We start from the raw sequence: 24,713 nt of genomic DNA, 5'->3' as shown, positions 1-24,713 counted from the left end.
GAAGTCAATGCTATTTAGGGGTAAAATAGGATTGAATATTACGTTGGATTTATGCTTAAAGCCTTACCGCCTCCCGTAGTCCCCTAGCCAAGCACTCTGGGCAGACGGTTCCTCCGAACATTCTCTCAGGTCTCTTCTCGGTCTTGGCCAGCTTCGCCATACCTGATGGTCTCAGGGATGGAACGCCGTTCAACGGCTTACCGCATACGGAGCACTTGGCGACTCCAGGCCTCCTCTTCTCGTAGTGAACTACTACTCTCCCTGAAGGGGTTCTAATGCTTGTTCTCCTCCAGCTCCTGGATCTAAGCATTGGTCGAGGCATGGTTTCACCGTGAGCAGTTGTAACCCATGGATTCACAATAACGTAAGGATTTCTTAAATTTTATGCCGCGGACTCCCCGCTCGCCAACCTGATCTTCTTGTTGACGAAGTGAAGCGGTAGGGTGAACGCGAGGATGGATATGAAGCTTATGTGAGTGGTGAACCCTCCCTCCTCCAATGGAATCGACAGCAAGGGTATTGCCACGGGTATCTTAACCCACTCGGCTCCCGCGCGGGAGGCCGCGAGCATGACTACGTAAAGCATTACGACGTACATGCTGACAAATACTGTGAACTGTGTTATGAAGAGGGCCAGCACCCTCCTCCTAGCGGTCTTAACCATGAGCCTGTACCTTCTTATCCTTCTAACATCCCCCTTGCTTCTAGGAGTATCAGGGATCTGCACGCTCCTATACACCTCGACGGCTTCCTTAAAATAGTCCAGCCTCTTGACTAAGCCAATGATGAATCCGATGCCCATGGAGAAGAGAACGCTCACTATGATAACTACGGTGATGATCATGCCTACTCTCCAATCAGCCGCTTAAGGAGCGGGTAGGCCTCCAGCGTCCTCTCGTAAGCTATCATCGTGTAGTACTGCTGGACTATGCCTATTGCCAAGAGCAGCCCTGTGCCGGTTCCATAAGCTCCGAACACGTCGGCGGTGACAGCGATAAGGGCGACTATAATGCTCGACAGAACCGTCAACGGGTATATGTACTTTGCGAGCAGGCTTTCAAGTATCTTCGGGTTCCTTCTCATCCCAGGTATTTCGAAACCACTGCTAACTAGCTCCTCCGCCTGAGCAGCCGGGCTCAGACCCGAGACCTCGACCCACATCAACCCGAACATGATCGCCAGCAACACGACTAGGACTGAGTAAACGATTATGTGGACGGGGTCGGCGAACACGCTGTACAAGCCGTTGGGCGAGGCCAAGTAGTATGCAAGCCCCCCGGCGAGCCTGCCGTTTTCATCATACTTTGCAAGTAGGTCAACGGCCCAAGCCGGTAATACTCCGCCAAGGTAATTCCTGAATATGGTTGCAAAGACGAGTATGTTGGCGTAGAGGATGCCGACGAATAGTATTGGAATATTCGCAACGTACAGGAGTTTCAACGGGATCCTCGACTTGATGGTGTACATTTTCGGGGTTGAAACGGGGATCTCGATCTTCATTGCATCCAAGTACAGCAGTATGAAGATGATGACTATGGTTGCCATCAGCCCCGTTAAATCCCTCCCGCCCGGCCTGATCAAAATGTCCCCTAAGCCTCCCCCGGCCTGGACTCGCGAGATAACGTAGGGTATGAAACCAACTGGTTCAACGGTATCTGCGCCGGTTGAAACCGTGAATGGGCTGAACAGGTTCCAGAATATGGTGGTTGCAACCCCTGAGAGTATGAAGAGGGATACTCCGGAGCCTATCCCCCAGCCCTTCTGTATCATTTCATCAAGCATTATCACCATGTAGGAGGCTAGGAAGAGCTGTGCCCAAACTATCAGCCTAGTGCTCCATGAAGCACTGCACTGTAGGAAGGGGTTTCCACCGGTCGGGTACCAGTATCTGCAGGAGAGCACGTACATGGCTCCCTCGAACCCCGCTAAGAGGACTCCAAGGGTCTTCTGTGCCGCGGTGAACTTCTTGCGGTTCTCCGGGTTCGTCAAGTCCAAGTCTATGAGCTTAGCGCCTACGAGAATCTGCATTATCAAGCCAGCCGTCACGATCGGGCCTATTCCAAGCTCCATTAGAGTGCCCCTGTTTGAAGCGAATATTATCTGGACGAGGAGTATCTGCTCGGGGCCGGCTTGTTCTATGCCGTAGAGAGGGGTGTTAGCCATGATCAAGTATACTACCAGCGCTATCGCCGTCCAGAACAACCTCTCGTATAGGGAGGGCTTAGTAGTAGGCTTCGCCGCAGTGGGCATGTAATCAGCGATCTTAGCCATTATATCCAGTACTCCCATCTACGCCACCGTAGCTTCTTACTATACAGTTCTAGACTCCTTTATAATACTGATAAATTGCTTAAATATCTATTCCCCCGAGAACCTTGACGGTCGAAAGGAGCAGCGCAAACGAGATGGTTGCGAATCAAAACAAAAGGGGAAAACCTACTCTAAGACTTCGACCTTGCCGCCGGCCTCCTCTATCTTCCTCCTGGCTTCCTCGGAAACGTATTCGGCGATGACCTTGAGCTTGCCAGTAACTCTTCCTCTTCCAAGGACTTTGCTGTATCCCATTTCAACGGTGTTTAAAACCACGAGCCCGTTTTCAACGACCGCTTTCCCAGCCTCTACGAGCCCCCTAGCCATCTCGTCGAGCTCTCCGACATTGACCGCCCTGACCTCTTCTTTAACACTCCAGGGAGATGTAAACCCGTGCTTACCATACCATCTCGGAGCGTTCTTAACGATCCACAAGAACTTGTGCTTGTGCATTCCAACGGCTCCAAATCCTCCCCTGGAGCCGCTCTTCCTGTGCTGTCCAACTCTCCCCCAGCCCATTGTCCTCGTGCGACCGCGCAGTTTCCTCGACTTCTTGCTCCTCCTGACAACCATGCGACTCACCTCTAGATCATTTTCATAATTAACTCGTTAATTGCCCTCCCTCTGTAGCCGAGCTCTCCGCCACTCCCTACTGATTTCTTAATGCTCTTCTTAAACCCTCCTCTCGGAGGATGCATTCTGAAAACGGGTTTTATCAAGTGGTCGATCTCGTGTAGCCTGACCCTTCCCTCGAGCAATGCGTTTGCAAGTCCCTCAATCCCGCCTGTCACTCCGAGATCCTTCAGCTTCTCGTTAACGTACTCGTCTGTCAGCTTCCTCCCTCCCACGGTTCTCCCCCTTTTCCTCAACAGCTCGACGAGAGTCTCCCTGGATATCTCCCCCCACGTCGCCCAGTCCTTGACCACGTCCAGCATCTTCTTCAAGCCCGGTAGGTCTGACGGGTACAGGACTAAATGATACTTCTTGTGGAGCCTGAGAAGCTTCAACGTGTGCTCCACATCTGGAGGGGTGTCCGCGAGGCCCCTGAGCCTTAGTACAGCGTAAAGCTCGCCGGCCATTTAAACCACCTCAACTCTTCAACCAGTCTACTGGTGTGACGAACCTGTAAGTATTCTTTAAAGCGTTTAGGGTTGCCTTCGCGAAGTTGAGCGATGTCCTGGTTTCACCGAACGACTCAGTCCAAGCATCCCTGATGCCGGCCATCCTCAGTACAACCTTACCGATGTCGCCCGCCACGAGCCCAGTACCCTTGGGCGCGGGCTTGATGATTATCTCAACGCTCCCGCTCTTACCCGTCACGGTGAAGGGGACGCTGTGGGGTTCCCCGCACCTGCACTCCCAGCTTCCACAGCCCCTCCTTATGGGGGTTATGTTGAGCTTAGCGTTCCTAATGGCCTTCGCCAGAGCATCAGTGTACTGCTTGGCCTTTCCGGAGCCGACTCCGACAAACCCCTTCCCATCGCCCACGACTACTACGACTCTGAACTTGGTCCTCCTGCCCGCGTCAGTCATTTTCTGCACTATTCCAGCGTCTATTCTCTCGTACTTGAGGTCCGGGAGCAGGTAGTCGACGATCTCAGGCTCGAGCAAAGGCAGGTTTCTGTCGAATATTTCCTTTAAACTAGTAATCTTGCCTTCAACAACCATTTTGCCTACTCTGGTCCTGGGAACCCATCTCTCCAGTGAAGCCCTGTCAACCGCGCTCATAGCCATACGACCCCACCTCTCACCCGCACTCCTTCAAGATTCTCCCCTTCACTTCGTCGAAGTGAGCGGGTAGGTCGACGGGATTTAAACCGTTAGCAAGGTATTTTGAAAACCTCTTCTCTAATAAACCCTTCTCGCTCAACATCTTAGCGTACTCTGAAATGTGCTCTCCCCTTATCCTCTCCTCCGATGGCAGTACCTCCTCGCTCACCGGCACTTTCAAGCCGGCATCGTTGGCTGCCTTGATGGCCGCATATATGATTGCCCCCTTCCTCGACGAATGCAAGCCGATGTCGGGGGATGCTAGCTCAACGCCCTTCTTCAAAGCCCGGCAGGCTGCCAGCAGCCCGGTTAGATAAGCGGCCGGAGTATTACAGGTTCCCGCCTTCCAACCGTACTTCTTGACAAGCTCCCGGGAGTGCGCCGCCGCTATGACCACATCGCCCTCTGGCTTGGCTTCTACGATCTGTACCCAGATGTAGTTCAGCGTTTTCCTCACCACGAACCTCGGGCGTTTAGACAGTATCATAACGTAGCGCTTGTAGTAGTTTGTCTTACCCTCTCTCCTCCTTCTCCTCGGAACCTTGTACCTAGCTCCCCTTGCCATGCCGAAACACCTACTTAACCTCCTTCAATATCTTGTTCTCCCTCAAGTAGAGCTTGAGGGATGCTAAGCTCTTGAAAGCACCTCCCTTGGCCAGTCGGTAAAGCCTTCTATAAGTCCTCTTGTCTATCATGTTCTTATCCCTCAAATACCTGAGGAACCTTCTCATCCTCCTTATCCTGGCCATCCAAGCCTCCTTCTCCTCAAGCCTCGCCGTCTTAACTCCCTTACGCTTGCCATGACCCCTCCTCCTGCCCTTGCTCCTCTGAACTCTTCTCACCTTTGAGCTTACCCCGGCGATGCCGTGGACTGGCTCAACCCATATCGCTCCTTCCTTGATCAGCTTCTTTATGTCCTCCCTGGTTATGGCGGCGCTGACATCATCAGCTCTCGCTGGATCAATCCTAATTCTGGAGACGCCGACTCCCAAGACCTCCGCTGCAAGCCTCTTCTGGAGTGATAAGTCGCTCATCCGACAACACCTCCCTTAGCCTGCGGCTGAATGATTCTCGGCGGGTTTGCAACCCTGAAGCCTTTTGAAGCAGCTGCTTCATAAATCTCCATTCGCTTCCTCAACCCAACGCTACCAGCTATGTAGACTATCGTCGTAGCAGGATCCAAGGCTTCAAGCTCGCTCTTATTGTGAACTACTGCGGGCTTAAGGCCGGTGGGATGGAGTCCTCTTACGAGAGCTGGGCCCCTGTAACCTATCTTAACTATCGGCGGGAAGCCCTTCAACTGCCTCTTCATCTTGTTGTCTATTCCCTTTGGCTTCCTCCACTTAGGGTCGTTCTTAAACTTCGGCTTCTTCCACCACAAATGCCTCAGGAACTCCGGCCTATCCCTGTTCATCTCGTTTCTCAGCTTCAATAATCTCTCGAAGTCGGTGCTCATGAAGCCTCACCCTTCTCGTAAATGAATATTCCATCCGAGAAAACACGCCTATCCCTGTCGGGTATCCTCGTGGCCCTCTCAATGCTGGCAGCCGTTAAACCTACCTCCTCAATATCGACTCCCTCGACTATGACGTCGCTACCGCTCACTTTCACCTTAACTCTTCCATGTATCTTGGCAATCCTATCCGCCTTCTCACCTATGAAGTTCTTTATCCTCACGACCCCGTTCTTCTCGTCGACTACAACGGTCATGGGGAAGTGGGATGATATGATTTTGAGCTTGTAAACGTATCCTTTGGTCACACCGGTTATCATGTTTCTAATGTGGGCTGCCACCGTACCCACTAGAGCCTTCTTCTTCCTGTCGGCTAGAAATGCTTCGACAACTGCTCTGCCTTCTTCAACCCTGATTAACACGTCCCGCGCATGGGAGAAGTCCCTTGAAGTCTCCCCTTTGGGACCCTTAACTATCACCTTTGAGCCTTCAACGGTGACTGAAACCCCTTGGGGGATTTCAACGGTTTCGACCACGTGGAGTCTTTTAACCATGAGTAAACACCTCAGTAGCAATACCCTAGTAGCACGCCGCCCGTCTTCTTCTCAACGGCTTCCTTATGGGACATGACGCCCTGGGGTGTACTGACTATTAGTATTCCAATATTGTAAGCCGGCAGATACCTTTTAAGCCACTCCGGGAACTCCTCGAGCTCCCTGTAGGACACCGGGTGCCTGGGCTTCACGACCCCGATCTTGTTGATCCTGCCAAGCAACTGTACCTTGATCTTACCCCATCTACCATCATCGATATATTCGAACTCGCCGATGTATCCCTCTCTCTGCAAAACTCTCAAAACGTTTAAAACGAGCTTAGAAGCCGGCCAAAGCACTACCTCGCTCTTGGCCCTTACCTCGGCGTTGTATATCGCCGAAAGAGCGTTTGAAAGCACATCCATGACAACCATGCGCTAACACCTCCCTCTTAAGATTCAAACACCACCTTTTTAACTGTACTTCTTAAACCCTATCGTCGACGCGACCTCCCTGAAGCACTGCCTGCACAAGTATATCCCGTAGGCTTGGATGACCGCGTCCCTGGAGCCGCATCTCTGGCATTCTTGTACTCCGCGACCATACTTGTATGTTTTCGGGGGTTTAAACTTGCCCATGCCTACTCACCCACTATTTCAACTCCGAACTCATTCCTCAGGAAAACCATTGCCTCCAGCTTGTTCACGCGGTGCCTCCTCGGAACCCTCTTCTTCCTGCAACGCTTCCTCCTCATAATCCTGTAACCGGGCCTCTCAATGGTTATTGCAACGTCCATTCCGAAAACACCTATCTCTGGGTCATACCTTACCCCTGGAATGTGGATGTGCTCCTTAATGCCGACGCTCACGTTACCGTAGTCGTCGAAGTAGGATGCCTTCAACCTGTAGCCGAGGGTTTCGAAGACTTTCCGCAGGAAGCTACGGGCCTTCTCGCCTCTCAACGTCACGATGGCCGCGATATTCTCGCCTTTCCTGATGTTGAAGTCTTTAATGGTCTTCTTTGCCCTCCTCGGAACCGGCTTGGCTCCAGTTATCTCCTCGAGAACCTTGAGGGCCTTGGGAAGCTTATCTGTCTCAGCTCCCAAGCCAATGTTCACTGTAACCTTGCTTATCCTGGGCTTGAGCATTGGATTAGTGCTCCATTTCTCAACGATCTTCTTTTCAACATCCGGCGACAAAAGGACCGACATCACCAAGCACCCTCAGGCAGCTTTATCAACGGCTTCTCCAAGCCTATCGGGAAGATGTAGTCAAGGCTCGTCTGGAATCTCGCACCCGACTTGTCCTCGATGGTCACGATACTCCTGTGCCTCCTCATGCCCCTGTGGATGGAGACTATCTTACCGACTCTGCCGACGTTTCTACCACCCGAGATTATGGCGATCACTCCCTCCTTCAACGGTATGTAGTTCAGGACCTCTTGTCCTGGAACACTGATCTGTAGCACTCCAAGCGTGTCGTAGACGTCCTCGACCGGGTTTCGAGGATCATTCACCCTGATCAATATGTTCCTTCCGTCGTGAAGGTTCAGCTGAATGTGCCCGTCCTTAACGGTTGTCTTATCCTCGATTCTAGCGAGCTTAAATGACGCTTCATCCTTGTCTATCTTCACAAGGTCCAGGACTTTGGAGGGGACTGGCACAACCCTGTAGTACTCGTTCGCGCCGACGACTTCGATAACATCCATCATTCCAACAGGGAACTTGTAGTTCCTCCTGACTTTACCATCGATCTTAAAGTAGCCCTCCGCTATGAGCCTCCGGGCCTCCTTACCCGTCTTAGCGAGCCTTAGAACGTCCCTGACGATCAGCAGCAACGGGATGGACCTGGCTACTGCGTGGGGCCCCGGGCTCGGCTTTACCGCCCACTTGTACTCCTTCCTGAGTATCGGCCAATACCTTGGAGCCGCGATTGATTTTAAATGCCTGCTGCCGCCCATACTGCCCATTCTCACTCACCCTTCTTCTCCTGCTCCTCGGGAGCCTTAACCCTCCGCCTCTCAATTACCTCCAGGCGGAGCTTATCGCTTAAGTCCAGCTTAGTGATCACGACCTTGCTCGGGTGAATTGGGACGTAAACAGGGGTTCCATCCGCCTTCTTCCTCTGAACCCCTTCAACATGTATCCGCGTCCTCTTCAAGTCGACCCTCACCACCTTACCCTCATGCCCCGTGAAGTCTCCCCTAACCACGAGCACAGTATCCCCCTTCCTCACTGGTAGCCTTTTAACCCCGTACTTTTCAACCAGCTCATCGCTGAGCGGCGCCGTCAAAAGCTTCCTCCTCAAGTGAAGAGGCATTTCAGCCAGGGCTTTCCTCTGCTTCCCGGGTTTGCGAGACGTTGTAACGGACATTTTAACACCCCCTATATTATCATTGAAGCCAGGTTAGCTATCTGAGGCCATCTCTCAGCGGCCTCTCTAGCTATGGGTCCCCTTATCTCGCTTCCCTTTGGCGTACCCTCTGGAGTGAGTATCACTACAGCGTTGTCCTCGAAAGCTATCCAGGTTCCGTCGGCTCTCTTGTACGGTCTCCTCTGCCTAACGACTATTGCTTTGAAGATCTGCTTCCTCATCTCGGGTATTCCCTTCTTAACGCTGACGACGACTAAGTCGCCGACGCCTGCAGGGGGTACCCTTCTAAGCCTTCCATGATAGCCTGGAACGCCGACGATCATGACTTCCTTGGCTCCGCTGTTATCGGCGACTTTAGCAACGGTTTGAACCTGCAGCCCGGTGTTAATCCTCCTTCTGGAGAAGGCCGGCTTACCCGCTACCGCTCTCTTCGCACCCATTACACAACACCCGCCTTCTTAACTACTCCCAGCACGACGAATGAAACAGTCTTAGCCAAGGGCCTGGTCTCCCCTATGACTACCACGTCTCCCTCTCCCACCTCAATGCATGGCGGGAGGTGAGCGTGTATGTGCTTCTTCCTCTTCTCATACCTCATGTACTTCTTCACATAGTGGAGGTAGTCGTGCCTCACGACGACCATTCCGTGAGCCTTCCTCTTACTTACAACTCCAGTCAGCACTACTCCTCTAACCTTCACGTGTCCGTGCCAGGGGCACTTCGGGTCTTCACAGCTCCTCTCCGGAGGGTTGATCCCCTCTAAACCTATATTGTTGACCTGGCTCCTGCTCATGTAAACCTACCTCAAAACCATTTTAACACGATCCCATGGTCTACCCAATAACTTAAACCCTTTAATAATCACGTTTTCACCACTCGGAAGAGTAAACATGAAAACACCGTTTTCCTTGAAAACCCTAATCCTACGGGAGCCGTCGCTGAGCACGAGGGTTTTAAGGGTCTCATCGACTACTTCCCCCTGAAAACCCTTAATAGACGGGTCCGGGTACTCGAGGATCCTGGCTTTCAACCCGATGAGTTCATGGTATAGTAGATTACTGCTTCTCCTCTTCAACAACACCGCCCTCCTTCTCCTCTTTCACAACCCTACCGGCTTCCTCGCGCATCACTGTGAGGATCCTTGCAATATCCCTTCTAACGTTCCTTATTCTAGCAGTGTTAGTGAGCGTTCCAAGCTTGGACTGAAGCCTCAGCTTAACAAGCTCGAGCCTGAGCTCGTTAAGCTTAACCATCCTCTCCTCAGGGCTCATCTTCCTTATCTCGTCAGCCTTCAACTCCACCACCCTCCACGGGCGACTCCTGCTCCCCTGCCGCCGGGGCTTGCTTCAAAGCCTCCGGTTTAACGGATTTTATCTCCACGTGGTCTGGGAGCCTTATCCCCGGCTTAACGATCAATACCTCTACACCGTATATACCGGGCTTCAACAGGGCTCTCGCGACGGCCCTGTCGACGATGTATTCGACGGGTTCTCCAGCCTTGTATATCTTTCCAACCCTCATCTTCTCGTAAGTAGCCCTCTCGCCTCTCAGCTTACCGCTGATGATGATCTCGGCGCCCACTGCGCCAGCATCCATTATCCTCTTCAGCATTCCCATCATGACCCTCCTGAAGGGTATCTCCTTCTCGAGGGCCCTGACGATCCTGAACGCGACCACTCTCGCGTTCAAGTCGGGATCCATTACCGGCGAGACGGTTATGTTCACGTTCTCCAGCCCGAAGCGAGTCTGCAGTATGGTCGTCAACTTCTTTATTACGCTTCCTCCGCGCCCGATCAGTCTCCCAGGGTACTCAGCGTATACCACCACCCTGTGCCCCGTGGGAGTCCTGAATACTTCAACGCCGGCGTACCCAGCGTCTTTGAAATAGTTCGCTAGGAACTCGTCTATCATGAGCTTCTTCAAACCATATGAGAGAAAGTAGGATTTAACCCTTGGACCAACCATCCTAGCCCACCTCTCTGACCACTACCTCCACGTTGCTTAGCCTCCTGTACTTGGGAGTGGCCCTGCCGAAAGCCCTGGGCATGTACCTTTTAATAGTCATCCCCTTGTGAGCAGCTATGTGGATTATGACGAGCTTGTCCTTATCCAACCCCTTGTTCTCGGCGTTGGCTTCAACATTCCTCAATACCTCCAGCATGTACCTGGCGCCCTTAACCGGGTACCTGCCTATGGGCCATTTAAACCTGTCCGCAAGCCCCCTCTTATGGCTCAGCTTCCCCGTATATCTTCTGAAGGGCACCGCTTGCTTCATCTTCAAAACGTCCTCGAGAAACCTTATCGCGTCCTGGAGCTTCATGCCCTTCAGGGTGTAGGCTATCTCCCTCATATACTTTATTGAAACAGGGATATCGATTCTAGCCGCCTTAGCAATCTTCGACTCATCCATGAAGCTAACGGAGTAGTGCCATGTGGGCATGATACCACCTACTTAGCCAGCGCTACGAACCTGCTGCTACGAGTAGCCTTCAAACCCGGTTCTCCGTGAGTAACCTTCTTCGTGGTTATGCTGAACTCGCCGAGGTAGTGCCCAATCATCTCCGGCGATATCTTGACTGGAATGAACTCCTTGCCGTTGTACACCGCGATGGTTAAACCAATCATCTCGGGGAGGATGACCATGTCCCTCACGTGAGTCTTAATGACGCCCTTCTTGGCGAGCTCGGGGTTGCTGCGGACCCTTCTAATCCTGGCTAGAAGCCTGATCTGGGCCCTAGTTAGACCCCTTTTCAAGCTCCTCCTCTGCCTCGAGGAGAGCAGGTTGATTAAATCGTCCATCGGCATGTTCAGTAGCTCCTCGAGGCTGTAGCCTCTGTATTTAAACTTCCTCCATTCAACCGGCATGTCCTGCAAGCTCAGCGTCAACCCTGTTCACCTAGCGCGTAAGCATTGTGTTAACTAAATCTAAGCTAGACTGTATTTTAAACATTTAATTTCCTTTTTAAAATCTTTGGTATCTTCTCAGGGCTCGGCACTGTTTCAACCAGGCAGCCAGCCCTCTTCATCAAGTCCACTACTTTCTCATCGGTTCGAGAGGGGGCAAAAACTATTATCCTCAGCCCCTTAGCCGCGATGTTCCCGGCTTCGATCCACGGGTCAACGTCTTGAACCGTCTGCTGGAGGTCGCTGAACAAGACAATGGTGTTCGAACCCGTTCTAACGCAGAACCTGTAGGCCTCCCTGAGGGCGCTGGATATGTTAGTGTATCCTTTGAAGCCGTGGCGGAACAGGTTCTCCAAGTACCTTACCACTAGCTTCTGCGACTTCGAACCAGGCCCCTTGTAGACCGTCGGCTTCTCGGAGAATATTACGACTCCGCTTAGAACCGGGGATATGGAGGCCAGGGAGAGGATCGACCATAGGGAGAACCTCGACATGCTCCCGCTGACGTCAACGACTCCGACCACCCTGGCTCTCCTCTCCCTCCTCCTGTATAGGATGGTGTCGTCCATTCTGACGCGCCTATACATGGTCTTCCTGACATCAACCCTCCCCTTCACGGTCGAAGGCTTCAGCTCAGCCCTCCTTCCCCTGCTGGACCACGCCCTGTTGAGGATCGCGCATCCTATTTCAACCGCTCTCTTGAGGACGCCGGGCTCTAGCTCGAGCCTGCCTTGGAGGGACGCGTGCTCCCAGACCTTGTAGGATAGGGCTTCAACGGATTCGGCAGGGTTCTGCCTAGCGATCGCTGTTAAAAGCTTCTTGGAGTCCCGGGAGACCAGCCCCTCGTAAACCCTTCTGAGCCCCGGCTCCAGGGAGTCGGGGTCAACCTTACCGGCTAAGTACAGGGAGTAGTCGAGGTATGATGGATCCCTTGTAAGCAGGAACGATATATAGTTCATCAAGGCCTTCCCGAGGAGCGATTTAGACCGCGACGGCTCCCTCAATCTCTCAGGGTTTCCAACGCCGGCGAGCGTAAAGGCCCCTAGGTCCTTGAGGAGGCCCGCGTGCTGGTCGCTCCTGTATATCTTGTCAACTATCCTCCACCTGTCCCTGAGCGGGAGCTCCTCTAGCCTTTCAACGAGCCTGGAGTACTCCTCCCTGGTCAACGATCCCGTGTTAATGAAGGGTAGCGCGTAGGGTGGGATGGCCTCTCTTTTAATCCTGCTGGAGACCTTGCTCACGATCTTCTCGATCCTCCTGTACTCATCGAAGCTCATTGGCCAGCCCGAGCTCAACCTCGACGCGACCTCTTGGTCTATCCTCCTGTCGATGCTGGGGTTTCTACCGTAGAACCTGCTCGCGAACTCTATTATCTCGCTCTTTGACATCTTCTCGAGCATGCTCCCGGATACTATCTTTCCCCATAGGGAGCTAGGTATCTCGCCGAGGTACTTGTTGATGTCCCTAGCCGTGATAGAGCCCCTGTTGCCCACGCTCTTCAACCTCTCAGCGTCGACGATGAACCCGCCGCTCTTATGCCTCCTTATCACGCCCGTCTTCCTATACCATATGTACTCCATGACCTCCTGCGGGGTTGAATCCCTGCTCAATATGTCCGACACCCTAAGGGTCTTAAGCCTCGAGAGCTTTGCTTGAAAGGAGTGGTTTACGCTGAAAGAAGCCAGGGACTCCTCGCTGGGCTTCTCCGGCGGTTTAATGCCGAGGGCCCGCTTAACAGCCTCCTTATACTCCTCCAAACCCCCCTTGTCCTTGAGAATGGCTTCAAGCGTTATGCACAGCTTCACGTACAGGAGCATTTTATCCACGGGTAGCCCGGTGTAGCCCGTCTCCCTGAAGGCTGTTGAAACCTGTTCATCGATCCTTTTGACGAGCTCCCTCTTCAGCGAGTCGGGGTTCTCGCTAACGCAGGACCTCATTAATCAGATCCTCGTCCTCGGGATTTTTATACAGCGTTGAAAAACCAGCCTGCTTCAACTCCTCATCTCCGACCCTGCTCTTCCCTCTCGCCTCGGCGAGCAGGGCCGCCATGGTGAGCCAGGTGACGGTGTCCGATATCCCGGGCTTATAGTTCGCCTTATCCCTGAGGTGATTGACTATCGAAATGGCCTTGAGCACGGCTTCGTCGCTGAGCTTCTCTACGAGGCCTCCGAGCTTCAGCCTGACGATCTCGTATTCCTCCTCGACACTGGGGTACTTGAACTCTATTCTCACAACCCTCCTCAGGAAGGCGTCGCTCAACTCCCCCTGCGCGATGTCCAAGGGGTTGCTGGTCAAGATGACCTGGAAGTCATCGCTCGGCTGGGAGTAGACCTTCCTCAACTCGGGGATCACTATCCTCCTCTTATCTATTATGTCGAGCAACATGTTCTGGAATTCCTCGCTACTCCTCCTTATCTCGTCGATCAATACTCCAGTACCCATGATTAAAGCCGCGAGCAGGGGTCTCGGGACGAAGCTTTCCTCGTTGAACCCCTTCGCCATGGCCATTGCAGGGTGGAAGTCGCCTATCACCCTGTACTCGTCGTAGTTCTCGCTACATGGAAGAATGAAGGGTGATTTGCCCGACCACAGGAATAGGACTGCTTCCCCTATCTCGGTCTTCCCCGTCCCCGGCGGACCCTCGAATAAGACCGGCCTGTTGTTCATGAAGGAGGCAATGGTTAAGTAGACCACGTGGGGCTTGACGACGAGCTTGAACTCCCTCCTCAGCGAGTCGATCATTTCCTCAGGGTCTCTCACTCTCTCCCTCTTCTTGACGACAGGGTCGTATGTTTCGAAAACCTTCTTCACCACGGGGTCTTCGCGGGGATTGGAAGCGGGCATTTGGAGAAACCTTAATCACATGAATGATGATGTGTAACGCCAATATATACTAAAAAGCGAGAAGGAGGGGCTAGCCCTTCCTCCTCCCGGTCCTCCGAGCCGCTATGTGGCCAACCTTCCTGCCCGGAGGAGTCATCTTCGATACTGTTGAAGGCCTCCCAACGTGCTGGTGGCTTCCGCCGCCGTGCGGGTGGAAAGCCGCGTTCATTGCTACGCCCCTGACCCTGGGCCACCATCTAGACTTAGCGCTCCACTTGTAGTGGGCTGCTCCAGCCTTGAGCAAAGGCTTCTCGAGCCTTCCGCCTCCCGCAACCACTCCGACCGTGGCTCTCGCCTCGTTCGGAACCTCGATTATCTTGCCGCTTGGAAGCTGGACCTGGGTCTTGCCTCCCGCCCTGCCCACTATGATAGCGTATGTTCCGCTGGCTCTGACGAACCTGCCCCCGTCGCCCGGGTTCTTCTCGATATTGCATACCTGCGTGCCCTCGGGTATTGCTCCTATCGGGAGGATGTTCCCGTGGACGGGTTTAGCCGACGGACCCATCTCTACGACTTGCCCCTTGTACATCCCCTCGACCGCTGGAGTGTAGAAGACCAGCCCGTTCTCGAGCTCTATCTCAGCCAACGGCACCCATCTCCCGGGGTCGTGGACGAAGTCTGACACCACGCCCTTGAACGTCTTGTCGAACGCTACCAGCGGGTATTTAGCCGGCGCAACATGTATGTGGTCGGGCGTCCTGAAGTTAGGGGATCCGCGCCCCCTTCTCTGCACTATAAGCCTCTTACCCATTCAAACCACCCCTAGATCAACCCTATCTGAGCGGCTACGTCGCTAGCCTTGTACTCCGGGGCTAGCTTCACGTAGGCCTTCTTCTCCCCCTTAGTGGTTATCATGGTTCTGACTTTTTCAACTTTAACGTTGAACAGCGTCTCCACGGCTTTTTTAACCTCGCTCTTTGTAGCGTTTATATCCACTATGAACGTCAGCGTGTTCTGCTTGTCTATCATGCCGAGCGCCTTCTCGCTCTGAACAGGCCTCACAATGATCTTGTAGAGCCTCTCCACGTCGCTGCTCACAGGAACACCACCTCGAACTTCCCGGCTACCTCCTCTAAAGCCTTCTTTGAGAAAACAGTCAGTCTCCCGGGGACGCCTCCGGGCGCTAGATGCAGCACGCTGAGGTTTCCAGGGGTCGCGATGTCTACGCCCGGGAGGTTTCTCACCGCCCTTGCCAGCGGTTTATCGTAGCCTGTGAGGACGAATAGAATGCTCTTGGGCTCAACGTACCTCCTACCCCTCATCTTCCCCCTGCCAGCCCTTATGCGAATCCCCTGCTGGCTCCTCACGACATCATCCCATAGGCCGAGCTTGATGAGCCACTCCCTAGCCTGCTTGGAGTTCTCTATCCTCTCCTCGACCTCGTCGTCGACGACGATCGGTACTGCCTCAGCGCTGAAGACGTGGCCGCGGGCTTTAACCAGCTCGAGCCTCGAAGCAGCGGCGAGCGCGGAGGCTATCGCTTGAACCCTCTCCTTCTTGTTCACCTCCTCGTGGATCTTCTCCTCGGGAGTCGGCGGGAAGGCCGCGTGGCCCTTCCTAGCGCTCACTACGAACCTCGCTGTTCCGTTCGGGAGTCTTGGAACCCTGGCTATTCCGTAGCCTACTCCCCAGTACTTGGCTGTCGTCCTCCTACCGGCCATCGGGTCCCTGCCCTTTGGCTGAAGCATCGCCGTGAAGGCTGAGAGGAACGCCCTTCTTATCAAGTCCTTCCTAACCGGTAGCTGGAACACCGGGGGGAGGGCTATGCTCTCGACTGCTTCGCCGTCGATGTTGAATACCTTAACGGTTAATCCTTCAACCTCTCTCGGAGCCATCAGAGTCCAGGTCATGGATCCCACCTAAGCACCCTGCTTGCTCTCTAAGCTCAAATACGTGATCTTGGGCGCCTCCAAAGGTATCCAGCTGGGCGGCCTAACCGGGTGCCTCAGTATCAAGAGCCTCTTCGAAGGGCCGAAGACCGTGCCCTTGACCATTAAGTAGGGGCCGTAGACGAGGCCGTAGCCGAGGAAGCCTCCGCTCGGGGTTGCCTCGAGCCCGTTCTCGCCTATCTTCAAGACCCGCTTGTTGTAGTCTGTCCTCCTGTGGAAGCCCATTTGGCCAGCCTGCGGGGGCTCGCTCATCGTCCCGAACGCAGGGCTTCTCGACCCTATCTTCCTGCTACCCTTCCTGTGCTTATGCCACCTCGGCAGCTCCTTGACGCCGAACCTCTTCACAACGCCCTGGAACCCCTTGCCCTTGGTCACGCCTATCACGTCGATGAACTGTCCCTCGGTGAACACGTCGCGCGCCGTCACCAAGCCTCCCAGGATTGCTTCGCCGTACTTAACTACCTCATCGACTCCTCCGCCGCCTATCTTTACTTCAATTATCTCCGGTTTCTTCTTGCCGAAGCCCGAGAGCACGGGTATTGTGGAGGCTATCGCCCTGACTTCGACGACGTCGCCGGTGAACACCTTCTTGAAAGCCTCCTCCCAGTTCGTCTCTACGAACTTGAACCCGTATGCGCCGCTGGGGTCCGGCTTGACGAGCCCGTGGTTAAGCTTCCTCAGCCCCAGTAGATACTTTCTAACGACGCCGTCAGCGCTCTCCGTCAGCAGTGGATTGCCGCTGTAGTATTGCTCGTAAGCCTTCTTAACGGCTTCAACAGGGCTCCTCCAGGCCTCGCCCAGCGAGACGAGGCCGCCTTGCTCCCCGAAACCGTAAGCACGTAAACCAAGGATAACGATGGGCGGGGCATCGAGTATCGTGACGGGTGTGAAAACCTCCTTCCCGGTAAAGGGGGTGTGGGGTTTATCCTCGACTATTAAGGCGTGAGTCATTCCGGCCTTGTAGGCGGCGAAGCCGAGGAGCGTTGGCTTCGAAGACAGTCCGCGCTTCTCAGCCTCCTTCCCATGCTTCTCCAACGCCAGCTCAGCCCATGTCTTGCTGGGCCAGGTCCTGACGCGCGGAGTCATCTCCTCCGCTCTCTTCCTCGGCCTCACGCCAAGGCTTCCGTGTCTCGGCGCGTGCAGCTTTCTATGGCCCATTAGCTTCCACCTTCATGGATGGATTATTATACCAGGTTTTAAAGCATATTGTTCAATCTAATTCCTCAAAGCCCTTTTAATCTTAAAGCATAATTCACCAATCCCAGAGTTATTATTAAAGCCTCCTCCGTCCTCACGGTCTTGACCAGCTGCCCCGGCACAGTGTTCCAGACCTCTCCGAGCTCCCCGATCCCCTCCGCCCTAGCCATTTCGTGAAGCCCCCTCCTAGGGGAGCCGAACACTATTAGAACCCTCTCATGCATCCCCAGCGCGAGGAGGTCGTCGACCCCGGGCACCCGCCCATACCTGCTGGTCGCTATGATCTTGAAGCCCGCGCTGTCCTCGTATACTTGCTTCAAGCTGTTCTTGAAGACAAGGCGGGGACCCCTGTAGAACTCCTTGTCCAAGCACTCGACGACCCCGGACTCCGGGCTTGAAACCCTGACCACGCTGAAGCCCTCGCGGCAGTCTCCCACCGCCTTGAAAACCCGGGAGGAGTCGACGTGGGCTTTGAAGCCTCTTTTCGACTTCGCGATGAAAGCTACTCTCTCATCCCCGGGCTCCAGCTCCCTGGGGGCGTCGAACCATGAGAGGCGTATCGGGGGGAGCATGCCGACGTGTCTGAGCAACGGGTGGATCGGCACGAGCCTCCTCCTGAGGTAGGGGGGTGTGAAGAAGAAGCTCCACTGCCTCCGTATCAGCTCAGCGTACTCCTCGTGCTCCTGCTCCCCTGTTTCGAAATCCCTGTAGAAAACAGCTGTTGAAACCCCGAATATGCTCAGCGTCCTCGCAACCTGGTGGACTCTGAGGGTTTTCAGGAGGAGGGTGGACTCGACCTGGAGGATGCTCGTGGGGATTGCTACCGAGACCTCAGTCATTCAAAACCCTATTGCTTCTCCTTAGCTTGCTTCTCGCCGGGCCTCACCTTCTCCTTGGTCATGAAGATGGTGGTCCTCTGCCTCCCGCCCATCTATAAACACCTCCTGAGCAGCCGACACTATCATAGATGTTGGAAAGGGGTTTTAAATCAAGAAGGGTTCAGCGAGAGCGGCGTTTTAACCCTCAGGAACACCGGGGCGGCTGAATCAGCGTTAACGTACAGCGCCTCCCCCACTCCAAGCCTCCTCACATGCTGCGCGTAGTCTTCGCTCAACCCGGTCGTCTTCAAGGCCCTGGCAACATACTCCTCGTCGAGGGAGCCGAAGAAAACGATGTTGGAGGCGTTCTCCAGTATCTCCCGGGGCAGGTCCCCGGGGTTCTGCGTGGCTAGGACGACGCCAACCCTCCTGCTCCGCCCCTCCTTCACCAGCTCGGCGAGGCTCCTCAGCCTGCCGACCCTCCAGGCTTCATCCACTACGATCAGGTTTCCCAGACCTCCCCTCTTTAAGAGCGCGTGCCTCAACACCCCTATGATGACTCCGGCGTAAACGTTCTGGTAGAGGAGGCTCTTGCTGCTTAGATCGATGAGGGAGTTCTCTCCGTGCAAGCCCTCTAAAGCCTCGTAGCGGCCCGGCCTGTTGAAGAGCTCGAACAAGGGGAGCAGTATGCTGCTCTCCCCTCTGTGGAGGAGGGCTGAAACCCCTGCCTTCTCAACCGGCTCCAGGGCTTCAACGATCTTGCCCGGGTCGGCGTTTAAAGCGTTTGACAGCGCGTCGGTGACTATCATCCTCCAATCCGGCTCGGTGGTGTACGGGGGCCTCTGAGCCAGGTTCACCACTATGTCGTCGGGGGTGTAGACCCTGAGGAGCTTTGGGGGCAGGTATTTGACGAGGTCTCCCTTGAAGTCCAGGGAGGTGATCCTTAACTCCTCCGCAATGGTCGCGGACTCTATCATCGCCGCCAGCAGGGTCGTCTTCCCCCTGCCCGTTGGACCTATTACTACCATGTGCTTGAACAACTGTTCAACGGGGATTAGCACCGCCCCGCCGTCCCTGAGGTCGACCCCTATGAAGACTCCCTCCAGCCCCGCGTACTTCTTCTCGAGCGGGAACGGGTGGAGGAAGCCAAGCCTCAGCGACTCGGCGACCACTGAGGGCATACGGCTCGGCTCGTCGAGGTTCAGGTCAAGCGCCAGGAGCCTTGCAAGCTCCTTCTTAGACGCCCTCTCCAGGACGAGCCCGTAGTAGTTTTTGAAGACGCTTGAAACGGCTGACTCGTGGTAGTCGAGGATTGAGCGGGCTTCCTCGAGCCGCCTCGCCCTCGCCCTGATCTTGACTACGATCACGGTTTTAGAAAGGGCCTCCCCCTTCAAAACCGCCTCGTATAGCTTGCTGAGAGTGTCGAGCCTGACCCTGTGCTTCACCCTTGAGTGCTCATCCATCGAGGATTCGAGCCTAACCCTTGTGTTGAGGATCTCGTTGACCAGCCTCCTCGTAAACCATTTAACGTCTACTTCATCCTTGACCACTCTGACCTCCGCGTTCACGGGGAGCTTGCTGATGATGGTGGCGAAAGCCTCCATGTAGCGCCTCGCCGACGCCTCCGAGAAATCCCTCACCGCGTAGTCCACGCTCCTGCAGACGAGGACTCGTGAAGCCGCTACCCGGCCGTCGCGGAGGATAGTGATGACGTCCGGGGGGTCGATCGCGACCTCCCCGTCAACCAGCCCTAGGATGCTTCTAACCTTCTCCACGATCCTCTTCAACGCCGAGCCACCGCGCTATAGCCTGGTAAGCGGTCGCCGGGGCTAGGATGAAGAGGGCTCCGGCCCAATCCCCCTCGGCTAGGCTGGCTAGAGCTGCCGCTATGGAGAGCGCTGCGAGGAGGAGGCTGGGCCTCGCTACACGCCGGCCAGGGTTCTTGCCACCCGTGGCGAGACACCCCCCAGCAGCCTGGCCAGCGCGAGGGATGCTGTGACCAGTATTCCGGTGTAGACCAGTGGGAGGATCAATAGGTCGACCATGATGAGGGAGACCGGGTAGACCAGGGACTCGGGATCCATCGCGTTGAAGTCGATCATTGATGAGATGAAGGGTTGCTCTTCGACCTGGATCCTGTCGTAGCCTTTGAACCACGATATTATCGTCAAGTTGCCCGTGCCCGGGGGCTTGTCGAATACCATCTTCTGCAGCCTCAGCCCGCTCCAGGTTAGGCTGGAGCCCGAGTCGATCCTCGAGCCGTTTAAGTATACCTCTGCTGCATCGCTTGATTGAAAGTATGCTTCAACCCTGCACGGGGTCTGCGTGGTGATCAAGACGACCGTGGCGTTTCCCTCCCTAGCCGTGCTTGAAACGTTGAAGTCGCAGTCGAAGAACAGGATCCTGTTCACGCCCAGGGATATGGCGTCGGGGACTATGAGGGTTGAGTTGACCCAGCCGTTCGCAAAGTGCTTTGAGGGGTTGAACTCCAGCATGTACTGTCTGTCGGCGAAGGTGAAGACCATTGTGTGCTGGAATGCGGGGAAGCCCCCGCTGTAGAACGTTTTCAAAACGACCCCTTTCTCGCTCACTGCGTACCTGTATATGAGCTCTCCCCTGGCGTCGTAGCCCTCCACTACTCCGAAGCCGATGCCGCCTCCGAGCCTGTCCTTGAAGACTAGGGCTACCGACTGGGTTCTGCTCTGGTCGTATGGCATGGGCGGCGTGTTGCCCGATATGGTCTCGATGAAGGCGGGCATCAGGGGGGCTCCTATGGAGAATACTATTGGGAGGGATATTAGGACTGCGCCGACGCTCCTCGTCAGCCTGAAGGGGACTGCGTGCAGCATTATGCCCATGGCTATCAGGGTCTCCCTGAGCCTGCTGAGCACTGTGCTGGTGGCGTAGAGTATGATTATGGTTGTTGAGACGGCGGTGAGCTGGCTGGTCAAGGGGCTGATAAGCCCTGTCGACACGAACGAGAGCCCCGTCCTGCTCAGGATGGCTCCAAGTATCTTCAAAACCCCCATCAGCGCGAGGAGCTCGTTGAGCCTCACCAGGACCCAGCTGGTGTAGAGGGGCCAGTCCACCCCCAGCATCGCGGCCAAGTAGTCGAGGAGTCCGAGCACGGCTCGAAAGGAGAAGGCGAGGACTGCCGAGTAGACTCCGTCGATCATCAGCGTGTTCCCCAGCTTCTTCAAGCCGTAGAGCGGTAGCGGGAGGGCTTTGATCAAGACGCCCGTGTAGTATGAGAGCGTGGAGAGGTAGAAAGCTAGGATCAAGTAGTCCATGGGGGACACGCTTTGACGATCCTTCCTCAAACCGGGGGCGGCGGGGGCATGGGCTGGTAGACTATTGAGACGATGTAGGATATCGCGGCGAACACCGTTGTCCCCATGGCCAGCCAGAACGCGGCCCAGACGGTGTCCTCTATCATTCTTGCCCCTGTTTTCTTGACGCGCATGAAGGGGAGGGGCAGCCCTTTCAGGACCCAGCCAACCGCCCACGAGAGCATGAAGACTATCCATGCCAGCCCGACTATGGTGAGGGTTAGGCTTCTCACGAACTCGAGCATGTCCATGGGCTCCACCCTGAGGGTGTGGGCTCGTGTTATCCCGGCGGGTCGGGCGAAACTTACGCCTGATATATAACTGTGTTTACGATCCAGGTTTCATGAAGGGAGGGGCTTCATGCGGTGGGCTTGGCCGAGGGTGGCTAGGATATACTGGGATCCCTGGCGGAACACGCCGATAGTGAAGCCGAGGCAGGAGGAAATAGACCTCTACTACGTTGTGAGGCTGTCCGAGCCGGGGGATGCCCGCCCGGCTTTCCAGGGAGATGTGGAGAAGCTGAGGAGCGCCGTGCTCTACGAGTACGGGGATTCACGCTTGTTCTCGAGGTTCTTCGAGAACCAGTTCCTCCTCCTCAACAAGGTCCCCCACTGGGATCAGATGTGGGAGGTTGTTGCCTCGGGCAACGTGCTGGGCCAGCTCTACTACGACCCTTTCAGGGAGAAGTGGAGGTTCAGGCTGACTCACTCGGGAGCCCTCCTGGCCCTGGAGGAGGGGCTTGTCGAGCAGTACAGGGTTGACGGGCCCGTGTACGTTGGGAGGGCTGTGGGGAGTGCTGAGCTCCAAGGGGTTCAAGCCGTCATAGTGGACTCTAAGGGCAGGGTGAGGGGTCTTGCGGAGAAGTATGATGGGAGGCTGATCGTGGTTAAAACCTTCCTGGAGAAGCCCAGGCCTGTTGAGACGAGCGGGAGGGCTGTGTCGATGAGCGATGTGATACGTTTTAATGAGGAAGGGTTGAAGGCTCTCGAGGAGGCTTCGACGAGGTTTCTTGAGAAGCTGCATGGAAAGTATCGCCTGCCCATTGTCGTCTCGTACTCGGGGGGCAAGGACAGCTTGATAGCCCTGGACTTAACGGTGAGAGCACTGGGTGGAGGGGAGATGATCTTCAATGACACCGGGCTGGAGCTCCCTGAGACCCTTAGAAACGTTGAGGAGGTTTCGGAGAAGTATGGGCTGAGGCTTCACGTAGCATCAGCCGGTGATGCCTTCTGGAGGGGGGTTGAGGTGTTCGGCCCGCCTGGGAAGGACTATAGGTGGTGTTGCAAGATAGCCAAGCTGGTTCCTATAGCCAAGCTTGCGAGGGGCTTGTGGCCTAACGGGGCCTTCAACGTTGTGGGTCAGAGGGCTTTCGAGTCGCTTGACAGGGCGAAGAGCCCGAGGGTTTGGAGGAATAAGTGGATACCCCACTTGGTTACTACTTCGCCGATTCAGTACTGGAGCCAGCTTGCAGGATGGCTGTACATCTTCAAGCACGACCTACCCTTCAACAAGCTGTACTTGAAGGGTTTCGACAGGCTGGGCTGCTACCTCTGCCCGTCCAGCACTCTAGCCGAGTTCAAGGATGTTGAAGAAACCTACCCAGAGCTCTGGGAGAAGTGGAGGAGAATTCTCGAGCAGTGGAGGAGGAGTTTGAACCAGCCTGAGGAGTGGGTTAAGCTCGGCTTGTGGAGGTGGCTCACGCCGGCTACGGCTAAGAAGAGGGTTGCCAGGCATGTTCAAGGATACGTTGTCGACTGGAGGGAGGAGTATAGGAGGAGGCTTCTCGCTGGCAGGATAGGCCTGGCCCCTGTGGCGAGGAGGCTGGTTGGGGAGGAGCTGACTGTCGAGTTCAATAAGAGAGTGCTGGAGCCGTCCTACGCCGAAGTGTTCAAGCAGAATGTTGAGGGGATAGGGTACAAGTACGAGGAGGGTGCGGGCGGAGTGGTTGTTTCCTCGGCGAGCACGAGCATCGCGATAGAGGGGAGCGCAGTGACTGTTAAGCCCTTCAGGGATGGTGAAAACCTCGAAGACCTCGTCGACGTCTTGAAGATAATATATAGGATGTATGGTTGCGTTAAGTGTGGAAGCTGCATCCTGTGGATCCCGAAGGGGGCTGGCAGGCTGACCCAGCAGGGGCCGGTGCTCGCCGAGAACGTGGGCGGTGACGAGAGGAAACGCTACCTGGAGGCTTGCCCCATAAGCGACCAGCTCGTCGAGAAAATAGTAGTAGCTTTAATACTTGACAGCCCGAAAGCCTTCAAGAGGCCCTCGCGTAGAAGAGTTAAAACCAGGAGGTAGAATTCGCTCAGGACTCGGCGTGTATGCTGGACAGGTGTGGTTCAACACCACCTTCTCCTAGTCTTCAGCCAAGAATCCACCTTCACGAATAACACGCTTATCGATAACATCTTTCAATTTTTCTCTATTGTTTCCCCTGGTTTAAATTTGAACAAGTATATAGCAACGGCATAATGCTTTCAATTTTTCTCTATTGTTTCGCTGTGGGATAAGCTTAAGAATGATGAAAGCGAAGCGTTAGCTTTCAATTTTTCTCTATTGTTTCTTAACTACAGTGCTTGATAACTGTGTTATTAACGTTACAATCTTTCAATTTTTCTCTATTGTTTCCCTTATTTTTGCCGTACTCGTATCCCGCAATACCTCCTATTACTTTCAATTTTTCTCTATTGTTTCCCTCCATCAGCTGGCTCTCAACGAAAAACGTGTTTTCACTTTCAATTTTTCTCTATTGTTTCGGGACGTTGGACAATATTACCGTAAACCCCGAGGAAACGAGCTTTCAATTTTTCTCTATTGTTTCAAGGGAGGGCACTATGAGAGTGTTGCTCAGAGCAGCGATGGGCTTTCAATTTTTCTCTATTGTTTCAAGCTTAAGTAACTATGGGCGTCCATACTTAGAAAGCAAGGCTTTCAATTTTTCTCTATTGTTTCTTATTCTTCTGTGTGAGGAAAGTAAAGCAAAAGGGAAATTCGTGGAACTTTCAATTTTTCTCTATTGTTTCAAACACGTGGGTGAAACGCTGGACTTAGACCACTTGGACTTTCAATTTTTCTCTATTGTTTCAATTTGTGGTAAGCATGAAGCATGCTAGGTTATTTGTATATTCTTTCAATTTTTCTCTATTGTTTCCTTATGCTATGATTATCCTTAATAGTGCTGAAAAAATTATCCTTTCAATTTTTCTCTATTGTTTCATGAGCTTGCCGAAGCCAATGCTCGACTTGCCCCCGATG

At 54.4% G+C, this 24,713-nt stretch carries 33 protein-coding genes and 1 CRISPR repeat array (1 of these 34 running past the window's edge); of the genes, 1 reads left to right on the top strand and 32 read right to left on the bottom strand.

The genetic code is table 11. The features are described 5' to 3' along the window. Positions 1-55 precede the first annotated feature (55 nt). The 32 genes from QXH45_00250 to cedA1 all read right to left on the bottom strand — a co-directional run bounded on the left by QXH45_00250 (position 56) and on the right by cedA1 (position 21,709). Entirely contained in the window at positions 56-322 is a 267-nt protein-coding gene (locus QXH45_00250; GenBank protein MEM2077689.1) for a 50S ribosomal protein L34e, read from the bottom strand. Positions 323-382: 60 nt separating this feature from the next. Then, positions 383-844 (bottom strand): 7tm Odorant receptor, encoded by a 462-nt coding sequence (locus QXH45_00245; GenBank protein MEM2077688.1) that lies wholly within the window; start codon positions 842-844, stop codon positions 383-385. Positions 845-846: 2 nt separating this feature from the next. Next, positions 847-2,289 (bottom strand): preprotein translocase subunit SecY, encoded by a 1,443-nt coding sequence (gene secY, locus QXH45_00240; protein MEM2077687.1) that lies wholly within the window; start codon positions 2,287-2,289, stop codon positions 847-849. 147 nt (positions 2,290-2,436) lie between these two features. Further along, positions 2,437-2,883 (bottom strand): uL15 family ribosomal protein, encoded by a 447-nt coding sequence (locus QXH45_00235; protein MEM2077686.1) that lies wholly within the window; start codon positions 2,881-2,883, stop codon positions 2,437-2,439. 11 nt (positions 2,884-2,894) lie between these two features. Then, positions 2,895-3,389 (bottom strand): 50S ribosomal protein L30, encoded by a 495-nt coding sequence (locus tag QXH45_00230; protein MEM2077685.1) that lies wholly within the window; start codon positions 3,387-3,389, stop codon positions 2,895-2,897. Between the two features lie 10 nt (positions 3,390-3,399). Beyond that, positions 3,400-4,044 carry a 30S ribosomal protein S5 gene (locus QXH45_00225; protein MEM2077684.1) on the bottom strand — a complete coding sequence of 215 codons (645 nt, stop codon included), beginning with the start codon at positions 4,042-4,044 and terminating at the stop codon, positions 3,400-3,402. Between the two features lie 13 nt (positions 4,045-4,057). After that, positions 4,058-4,645: a 50S ribosomal protein L18 gene (locus QXH45_00220; GenBank protein MEM2077683.1), complete on the bottom strand. Its 588-nt coding sequence runs from the start codon at positions 4,643-4,645 to the stop codon at positions 4,058-4,060. A gap of 10 nt (positions 4,646-4,655) precedes the next feature. Continuing rightward, complete coding sequence (locus QXH45_00215) at positions 4,656-5,114, bottom strand: 50S ribosomal protein L19e (protein ID MEM2077682.1); 459 nt, start codon at positions 5,112-5,114, stop codon at positions 4,656-4,658. Beyond that, positions 5,111-5,536, bottom strand: coding sequence for a 50S ribosomal protein L32e (locus QXH45_00210; GenBank protein ID MEM2077681.1), 426 nt, complete (start codon positions 5,534-5,536; stop codon positions 5,111-5,113). The genes QXH45_00215 and QXH45_00210 overlap by 4 nt, the downstream gene beginning before the upstream one ends. Continuing rightward, positions 5,533-6,087, bottom strand: coding sequence for a 50S ribosomal protein L6 (locus QXH45_00205; GenBank protein MEM2077680.1), 555 nt, complete (start codon positions 6,085-6,087; stop codon positions 5,533-5,535). The genes QXH45_00210 and QXH45_00205 overlap by 4 nt, the downstream gene beginning before the upstream one ends. An 11-nt stretch (positions 6,088-6,098) precedes the next feature. Further along, complete coding sequence (locus QXH45_00200) at positions 6,099-6,500, bottom strand: 30S ribosomal protein S8 (protein MEM2077679.1); 402 nt, start codon at positions 6,498-6,500, stop codon at positions 6,099-6,101. 39 nt (positions 6,501-6,539) lie between these two features. Then, complete coding sequence (locus QXH45_00195; protein ID MEM2077678.1) at positions 6,540-6,704, bottom strand: 30S ribosomal protein S14; 165 nt, start codon at positions 6,702-6,704, stop codon at positions 6,540-6,542. A 2-nt stretch (positions 6,705-6,706) separates the two neighbouring features. Next, the gene (locus tag QXH45_00190) at positions 6,707-7,276 is read right to left on the bottom strand and encodes a 50S ribosomal protein L5 (GenBank protein MEM2077677.1); all 570 of its coding nucleotides are present in this window, start codon (positions 7,274-7,276) and stop codon (positions 6,707-6,709) included. Then, positions 7,276-8,034, bottom strand: a complete 759-nt coding sequence (locus tag QXH45_00185; protein ID MEM2077676.1) for a 30S ribosomal protein S4e — start codon at positions 8,032-8,034, stop codon at positions 7,276-7,278. The genes QXH45_00190 and QXH45_00185 overlap by 1 nt, the downstream gene beginning before the upstream one ends. A 2-nt stretch (positions 8,035-8,036) precedes the next feature. Continuing rightward, positions 8,037-8,438: a 50S ribosomal protein L24 gene (rplX, locus tag QXH45_00180; protein MEM2077675.1), complete on the bottom strand. Its 402-nt coding sequence runs from the start codon at positions 8,436-8,438 to the stop codon at positions 8,037-8,039. Positions 8,439-8,449: 11 nt separating this feature from the next. Continuing rightward, positions 8,450-8,878, bottom strand: coding sequence for a 50S ribosomal protein L14 (locus tag QXH45_00175; protein MEM2077674.1), 429 nt, complete (start codon positions 8,876-8,878; stop codon positions 8,450-8,452). Further along, positions 8,878-9,231, bottom strand: a complete 354-nt coding sequence (locus tag QXH45_00170; protein MEM2077673.1) for a 30S ribosomal protein S17 — start codon at positions 9,229-9,231, stop codon at positions 8,878-8,880. Before QXH45_00170 ends, QXH45_00175 begins: the two co-directional genes overlap by 1 nt. Before the next feature lie 6 nt (positions 9,232-9,237). Beyond that, positions 9,238-9,516, bottom strand: a complete 279-nt coding sequence (locus QXH45_00165) for a ribonuclease P protein subunit (protein MEM2077672.1) — start codon at positions 9,514-9,516, stop codon at positions 9,238-9,240. Continuing rightward, the gene (gene rpmC / locus QXH45_00160; protein ID MEM2077671.1) at positions 9,494-9,733 is read right to left on the bottom strand and encodes a 50S ribosomal protein L29; all 240 of its coding nucleotides are present in this window, start codon (positions 9,731-9,733) and stop codon (positions 9,494-9,496) included. Before rpmC ends, QXH45_00165 begins: the two co-directional genes overlap by 23 nt. After that, complete coding sequence (locus QXH45_00155; GenBank protein ID MEM2077670.1) at positions 9,723-10,403, bottom strand: 30S ribosomal protein S3; 681 nt, start codon at positions 10,401-10,403, stop codon at positions 9,723-9,725. The genes rpmC and QXH45_00155 overlap by 11 nt, the downstream gene beginning before the upstream one ends. Position 10,404: 1 nt before the next feature. After that, positions 10,405-10,878: a 50S ribosomal protein L22 gene (locus QXH45_00150; GenBank protein MEM2077669.1), complete on the bottom strand. Its 474-nt coding sequence runs from the start codon at positions 10,876-10,878 to the stop codon at positions 10,405-10,407. Between the two features lie 8 nt (positions 10,879-10,886). After that, complete coding sequence (locus QXH45_00145; GenBank protein MEM2077668.1) at positions 10,887-11,318, bottom strand: 30S ribosomal protein S19; 432 nt, start codon at positions 11,316-11,318, stop codon at positions 10,887-10,889. A gap of 62 nt (positions 11,319-11,380) precedes the next feature. Next, the gene (locus tag QXH45_00140; protein MEM2077667.1) at positions 11,381-13,279 is read right to left on the bottom strand and encodes a VWA domain-containing protein; all 1,899 of its coding nucleotides are present in this window, start codon (positions 13,277-13,279) and stop codon (positions 11,381-11,383) included. After that, a complete protein-coding gene (locus tag QXH45_00135) occupies positions 13,263-14,186 on the bottom strand; it encodes a MoxR family ATPase (protein MEM2077666.1) in 924 nt (307 codons plus the stop codon). The genes QXH45_00140 and QXH45_00135 overlap by 17 nt, the downstream gene beginning before the upstream one ends. 70 nt (positions 14,187-14,256) lie before the next feature. Then, entirely contained in the window at positions 14,257-14,976 is a 720-nt protein-coding gene (locus QXH45_00130; protein ID MEM2077665.1) for a 50S ribosomal protein L2, read from the bottom strand. Between the two features lie 11 nt (positions 14,977-14,987). Continuing rightward, positions 14,988-15,263, bottom strand: a complete 276-nt coding sequence (locus tag QXH45_00125) for a 50S ribosomal protein L23 (protein ID MEM2077664.1) — start codon at positions 15,261-15,263, stop codon at positions 14,988-14,990. Continuing rightward, the gene (gene rpl4p, locus QXH45_00120; GenBank protein MEM2077663.1) at positions 15,260-16,075 is read right to left on the bottom strand and encodes a 50S ribosomal protein L4; all 816 of its coding nucleotides are present in this window, start codon (positions 16,073-16,075) and stop codon (positions 15,260-15,262) included. The genes QXH45_00125 and rpl4p overlap by 4 nt, the downstream gene beginning before the upstream one ends. A 9-nt stretch (positions 16,076-16,084) precedes the next feature. Then, positions 16,085-17,272: a 50S ribosomal protein L3 gene (locus tag QXH45_00115; GenBank protein MEM2077662.1), complete on the bottom strand. Its 1,188-nt coding sequence runs from the start codon at positions 17,270-17,272 to the stop codon at positions 16,085-16,087. 65 nt (positions 17,273-17,337) lie between these two features. After that, positions 17,338-18,150, bottom strand: coding sequence for a putative RNA uridine N3 methyltransferase (locus QXH45_00110; GenBank protein MEM2077661.1), 813 nt, complete (start codon positions 18,148-18,150; stop codon positions 17,338-17,340). Positions 18,151-18,299: 149 nt separating this feature from the next. After that, the gene (locus QXH45_00105; protein ID MEM2077660.1) at positions 18,300-19,781 is read right to left on the bottom strand and encodes a TraM recognition domain-containing protein; all 1,482 of its coding nucleotides are present in this window, start codon (positions 19,779-19,781) and stop codon (positions 18,300-18,302) included. A gap of 270 nt (positions 19,782-20,051) precedes the next feature. Then, positions 20,052-21,419: a hypothetical protein gene (locus QXH45_00100; protein MEM2077659.1), complete on the bottom strand. Its 1,368-nt coding sequence runs from the start codon at positions 21,417-21,419 to the stop codon at positions 20,052-20,054. Between the two features lie 26 nt (positions 21,420-21,445). After that, the gene (cedA1, locus tag QXH45_00095; GenBank protein ID MEM2077658.1) at positions 21,446-21,709 is read right to left on the bottom strand and encodes a DNA import protein CedA1; all 264 of its coding nucleotides are present in this window, start codon (positions 21,707-21,709) and stop codon (positions 21,446-21,448) included. Between the two features lie 109 nt (positions 21,710-21,818). On the opposite strand from cedA1, the gene QXH45_00090 reads away from it, so the two are divergent. After that, positions 21,819-23,756 (top strand): phosphoadenosine phosphosulfate reductase family protein, encoded by a 1,938-nt coding sequence (locus tag QXH45_00090; protein MEM2077657.1) that lies wholly within the window; start codon positions 21,819-21,821, stop codon positions 23,754-23,756. Between the two features lie 110 nt (positions 23,757-23,866). Next, positions 23,867-24,713: a CRISPR direct-repeat array (repeat unit 24 nt; unit sequence CTTTCAATTTTTCTCTATTGTTTC) (it continues 2,435 nt past the right edge of the window).

This window comes from Thermosphaera sp. (genome assembly GCA_038827615.1).
Classification (GTDB): Archaea; Thermoproteota; Thermoprotei_A; order Sulfolobales; family Desulfurococcaceae; genus Thermosphaera.
Note: the sequence above shows the minus strand (reverse complement) of the source record. Positions and strands in the feature narration are given on the sequence as shown.

Bases quoted from the DNA above. Each gene is read 5' to 3' on its own strand.
- QXH45_00230 (MEM2077685.1), bottom strand. From the start codon at position 3,389: ATGGCCGGCGAGCTTTACGCTGTACTAAGGCTCAGGGGCCTCGCGGAC.
- QXH45_00215 (MEM2077682.1), bottom strand. From the start codon at position 5,114: ATGAGCGACTTATCACTCCAGAAGAGGCTTGCAGCGGAGGTCTTGGGA.
- QXH45_00235 (MEM2077686.1), bottom strand. From the start codon at position 2,883: ATGGTTGTCAGGAGGAGCAAGAAGTCGAGGAAACTGCGCGGTCGCACG.
- QXH45_00140 (MEM2077667.1), bottom strand. From the start codon at position 13,279: ATGAGGTCCTGCGTTAGCGAGAACCCCGACTCGCTGAAGAGGGAGCTC.
- QXH45_00220 (MEM2077683.1), bottom strand. From the start codon at position 4,645: ATGGCAAGGGGAGCTAGGTACAAGGTTCCGAGGAGAAGGAGGAGAGAG.
- QXH45_00190 (MEM2077677.1), bottom strand. From the start codon at position 7,276: ATGTCGGTCCTTTTGTCGCCGGATGTTGAAAAGAAGATCGTTGAGAAA.
- QXH45_00205 (MEM2077680.1), bottom strand. From the start codon at position 6,087: ATGGTTAAAAGACTCCACGTGGTCGAAACCGTTGAAATCCCCCAAGGG.
- QXH45_00195 (MEM2077678.1), bottom strand. From the start codon at position 6,704: ATGGGCAAGTTTAAACCCCCGAAAACATACAAGTATGGTCGCGGAGTA.
- cedA1 (MEM2077658.1), bottom strand. From the start codon at position 21,709: ATGGACATGCTCGAGTTCGTGAGAAGCCTAACCCTCACCATAGTCGGG.
- QXH45_00200 (MEM2077679.1), bottom strand. From the start codon at position 6,500: ATGGTTGTCATGGATGTGCTTTCAAACGCTCTTTCGGCGATATACAAC.
- QXH45_00245 (MEM2077688.1), bottom strand. From the start codon at position 844: ATGATCATCACCGTAGTTATCATAGTGAGCGTTCTCTTCTCCATGGGC.
- QXH45_00170 (MEM2077673.1), bottom strand. From the start codon at position 9,231: ATGAGCAGGAGCCAGGTCAACAATATAGGTTTAGAGGGGATCAACCCT.
- QXH45_00130 (MEM2077665.1), bottom strand. From the start codon at position 14,976: ATGGGTAAGAGGCTTATAGTGCAGAGAAGGGGGCGCGGATCCCCTAAC.
- QXH45_00175 (MEM2077674.1), bottom strand. From the start codon at position 8,878: ATGGGTGCGAAGAGAGCGGTAGCGGGTAAGCCGGCCTTCTCCAGAAGG.
- QXH45_00090 (MEM2077657.1), top strand. From the start codon at position 21,819: ATGCGGTGGGCTTGGCCGAGGGTGGCTAGGATATACTGGGATCCCTGG.
- QXH45_00110 (MEM2077661.1), bottom strand. From the start codon at position 18,150: ATGACTGAGGTCTCGGTAGCAATCCCCACGAGCATCCTCCAGGTCGAG.
- QXH45_00135 (MEM2077666.1), bottom strand. From the start codon at position 14,186: ATGCCCGCTTCCAATCCCCGCGAAGACCCCGTGGTGAAGAAGGTTTTC.
- secY (MEM2077687.1), bottom strand. From the start codon at position 2,289: ATGGGAGTACTGGATATAATGGCTAAGATCGCTGATTACATGCCCACT.
- QXH45_00210 (MEM2077681.1), bottom strand. From the start codon at position 5,536: ATGAGCACCGACTTCGAGAGATTATTGAAGCTGAGAAACGAGATGAAC.
- QXH45_00115 (MEM2077662.1), bottom strand. From the start codon at position 17,272: ATGGGCCATAGAAAGCTGCACGCGCCGAGACACGGAAGCCTTGGCGTG.
- QXH45_00250 (MEM2077689.1), bottom strand. From the start codon at position 322: ATGCCTCGACCAATGCTTAGATCCAGGAGCTGGAGGAGAACAAGCATT.
- rplX (MEM2077675.1), bottom strand. From the start codon at position 8,438: ATGTCCGTTACAACGTCTCGCAAACCCGGGAAGCAGAGGAAAGCCCTG.
- QXH45_00155 (MEM2077670.1), bottom strand. From the start codon at position 10,403: ATGGTTGGTCCAAGGGTTAAATCCTACTTTCTCTCATATGGTTTGAAG.
- QXH45_00185 (MEM2077676.1), bottom strand. From the start codon at position 8,034: ATGGGCAGTATGGGCGGCAGCAGGCATTTAAAATCAATCGCGGCTCCA.
- rpl4p (MEM2077663.1), bottom strand. From the start codon at position 16,075: ATGACCTGGACTCTGATGGCTCCGAGAGAGGTTGAAGGATTAACCGTT.
- QXH45_00100 (MEM2077659.1), bottom strand. From the start codon at position 21,419: ATGGACTACTTGATCCTAGCTTTCTACCTCTCCACGCTCTCATACTAC.
- QXH45_00150 (MEM2077669.1), bottom strand. From the start codon at position 10,878: ATGCCCACATGGCACTACTCCGTTAGCTTCATGGATGAGTCGAAGATT.
- QXH45_00225 (MEM2077684.1), bottom strand. From the start codon at position 4,044: ATGGCTATGAGCGCGGTTGACAGGGCTTCACTGGAGAGATGGGTTCCC.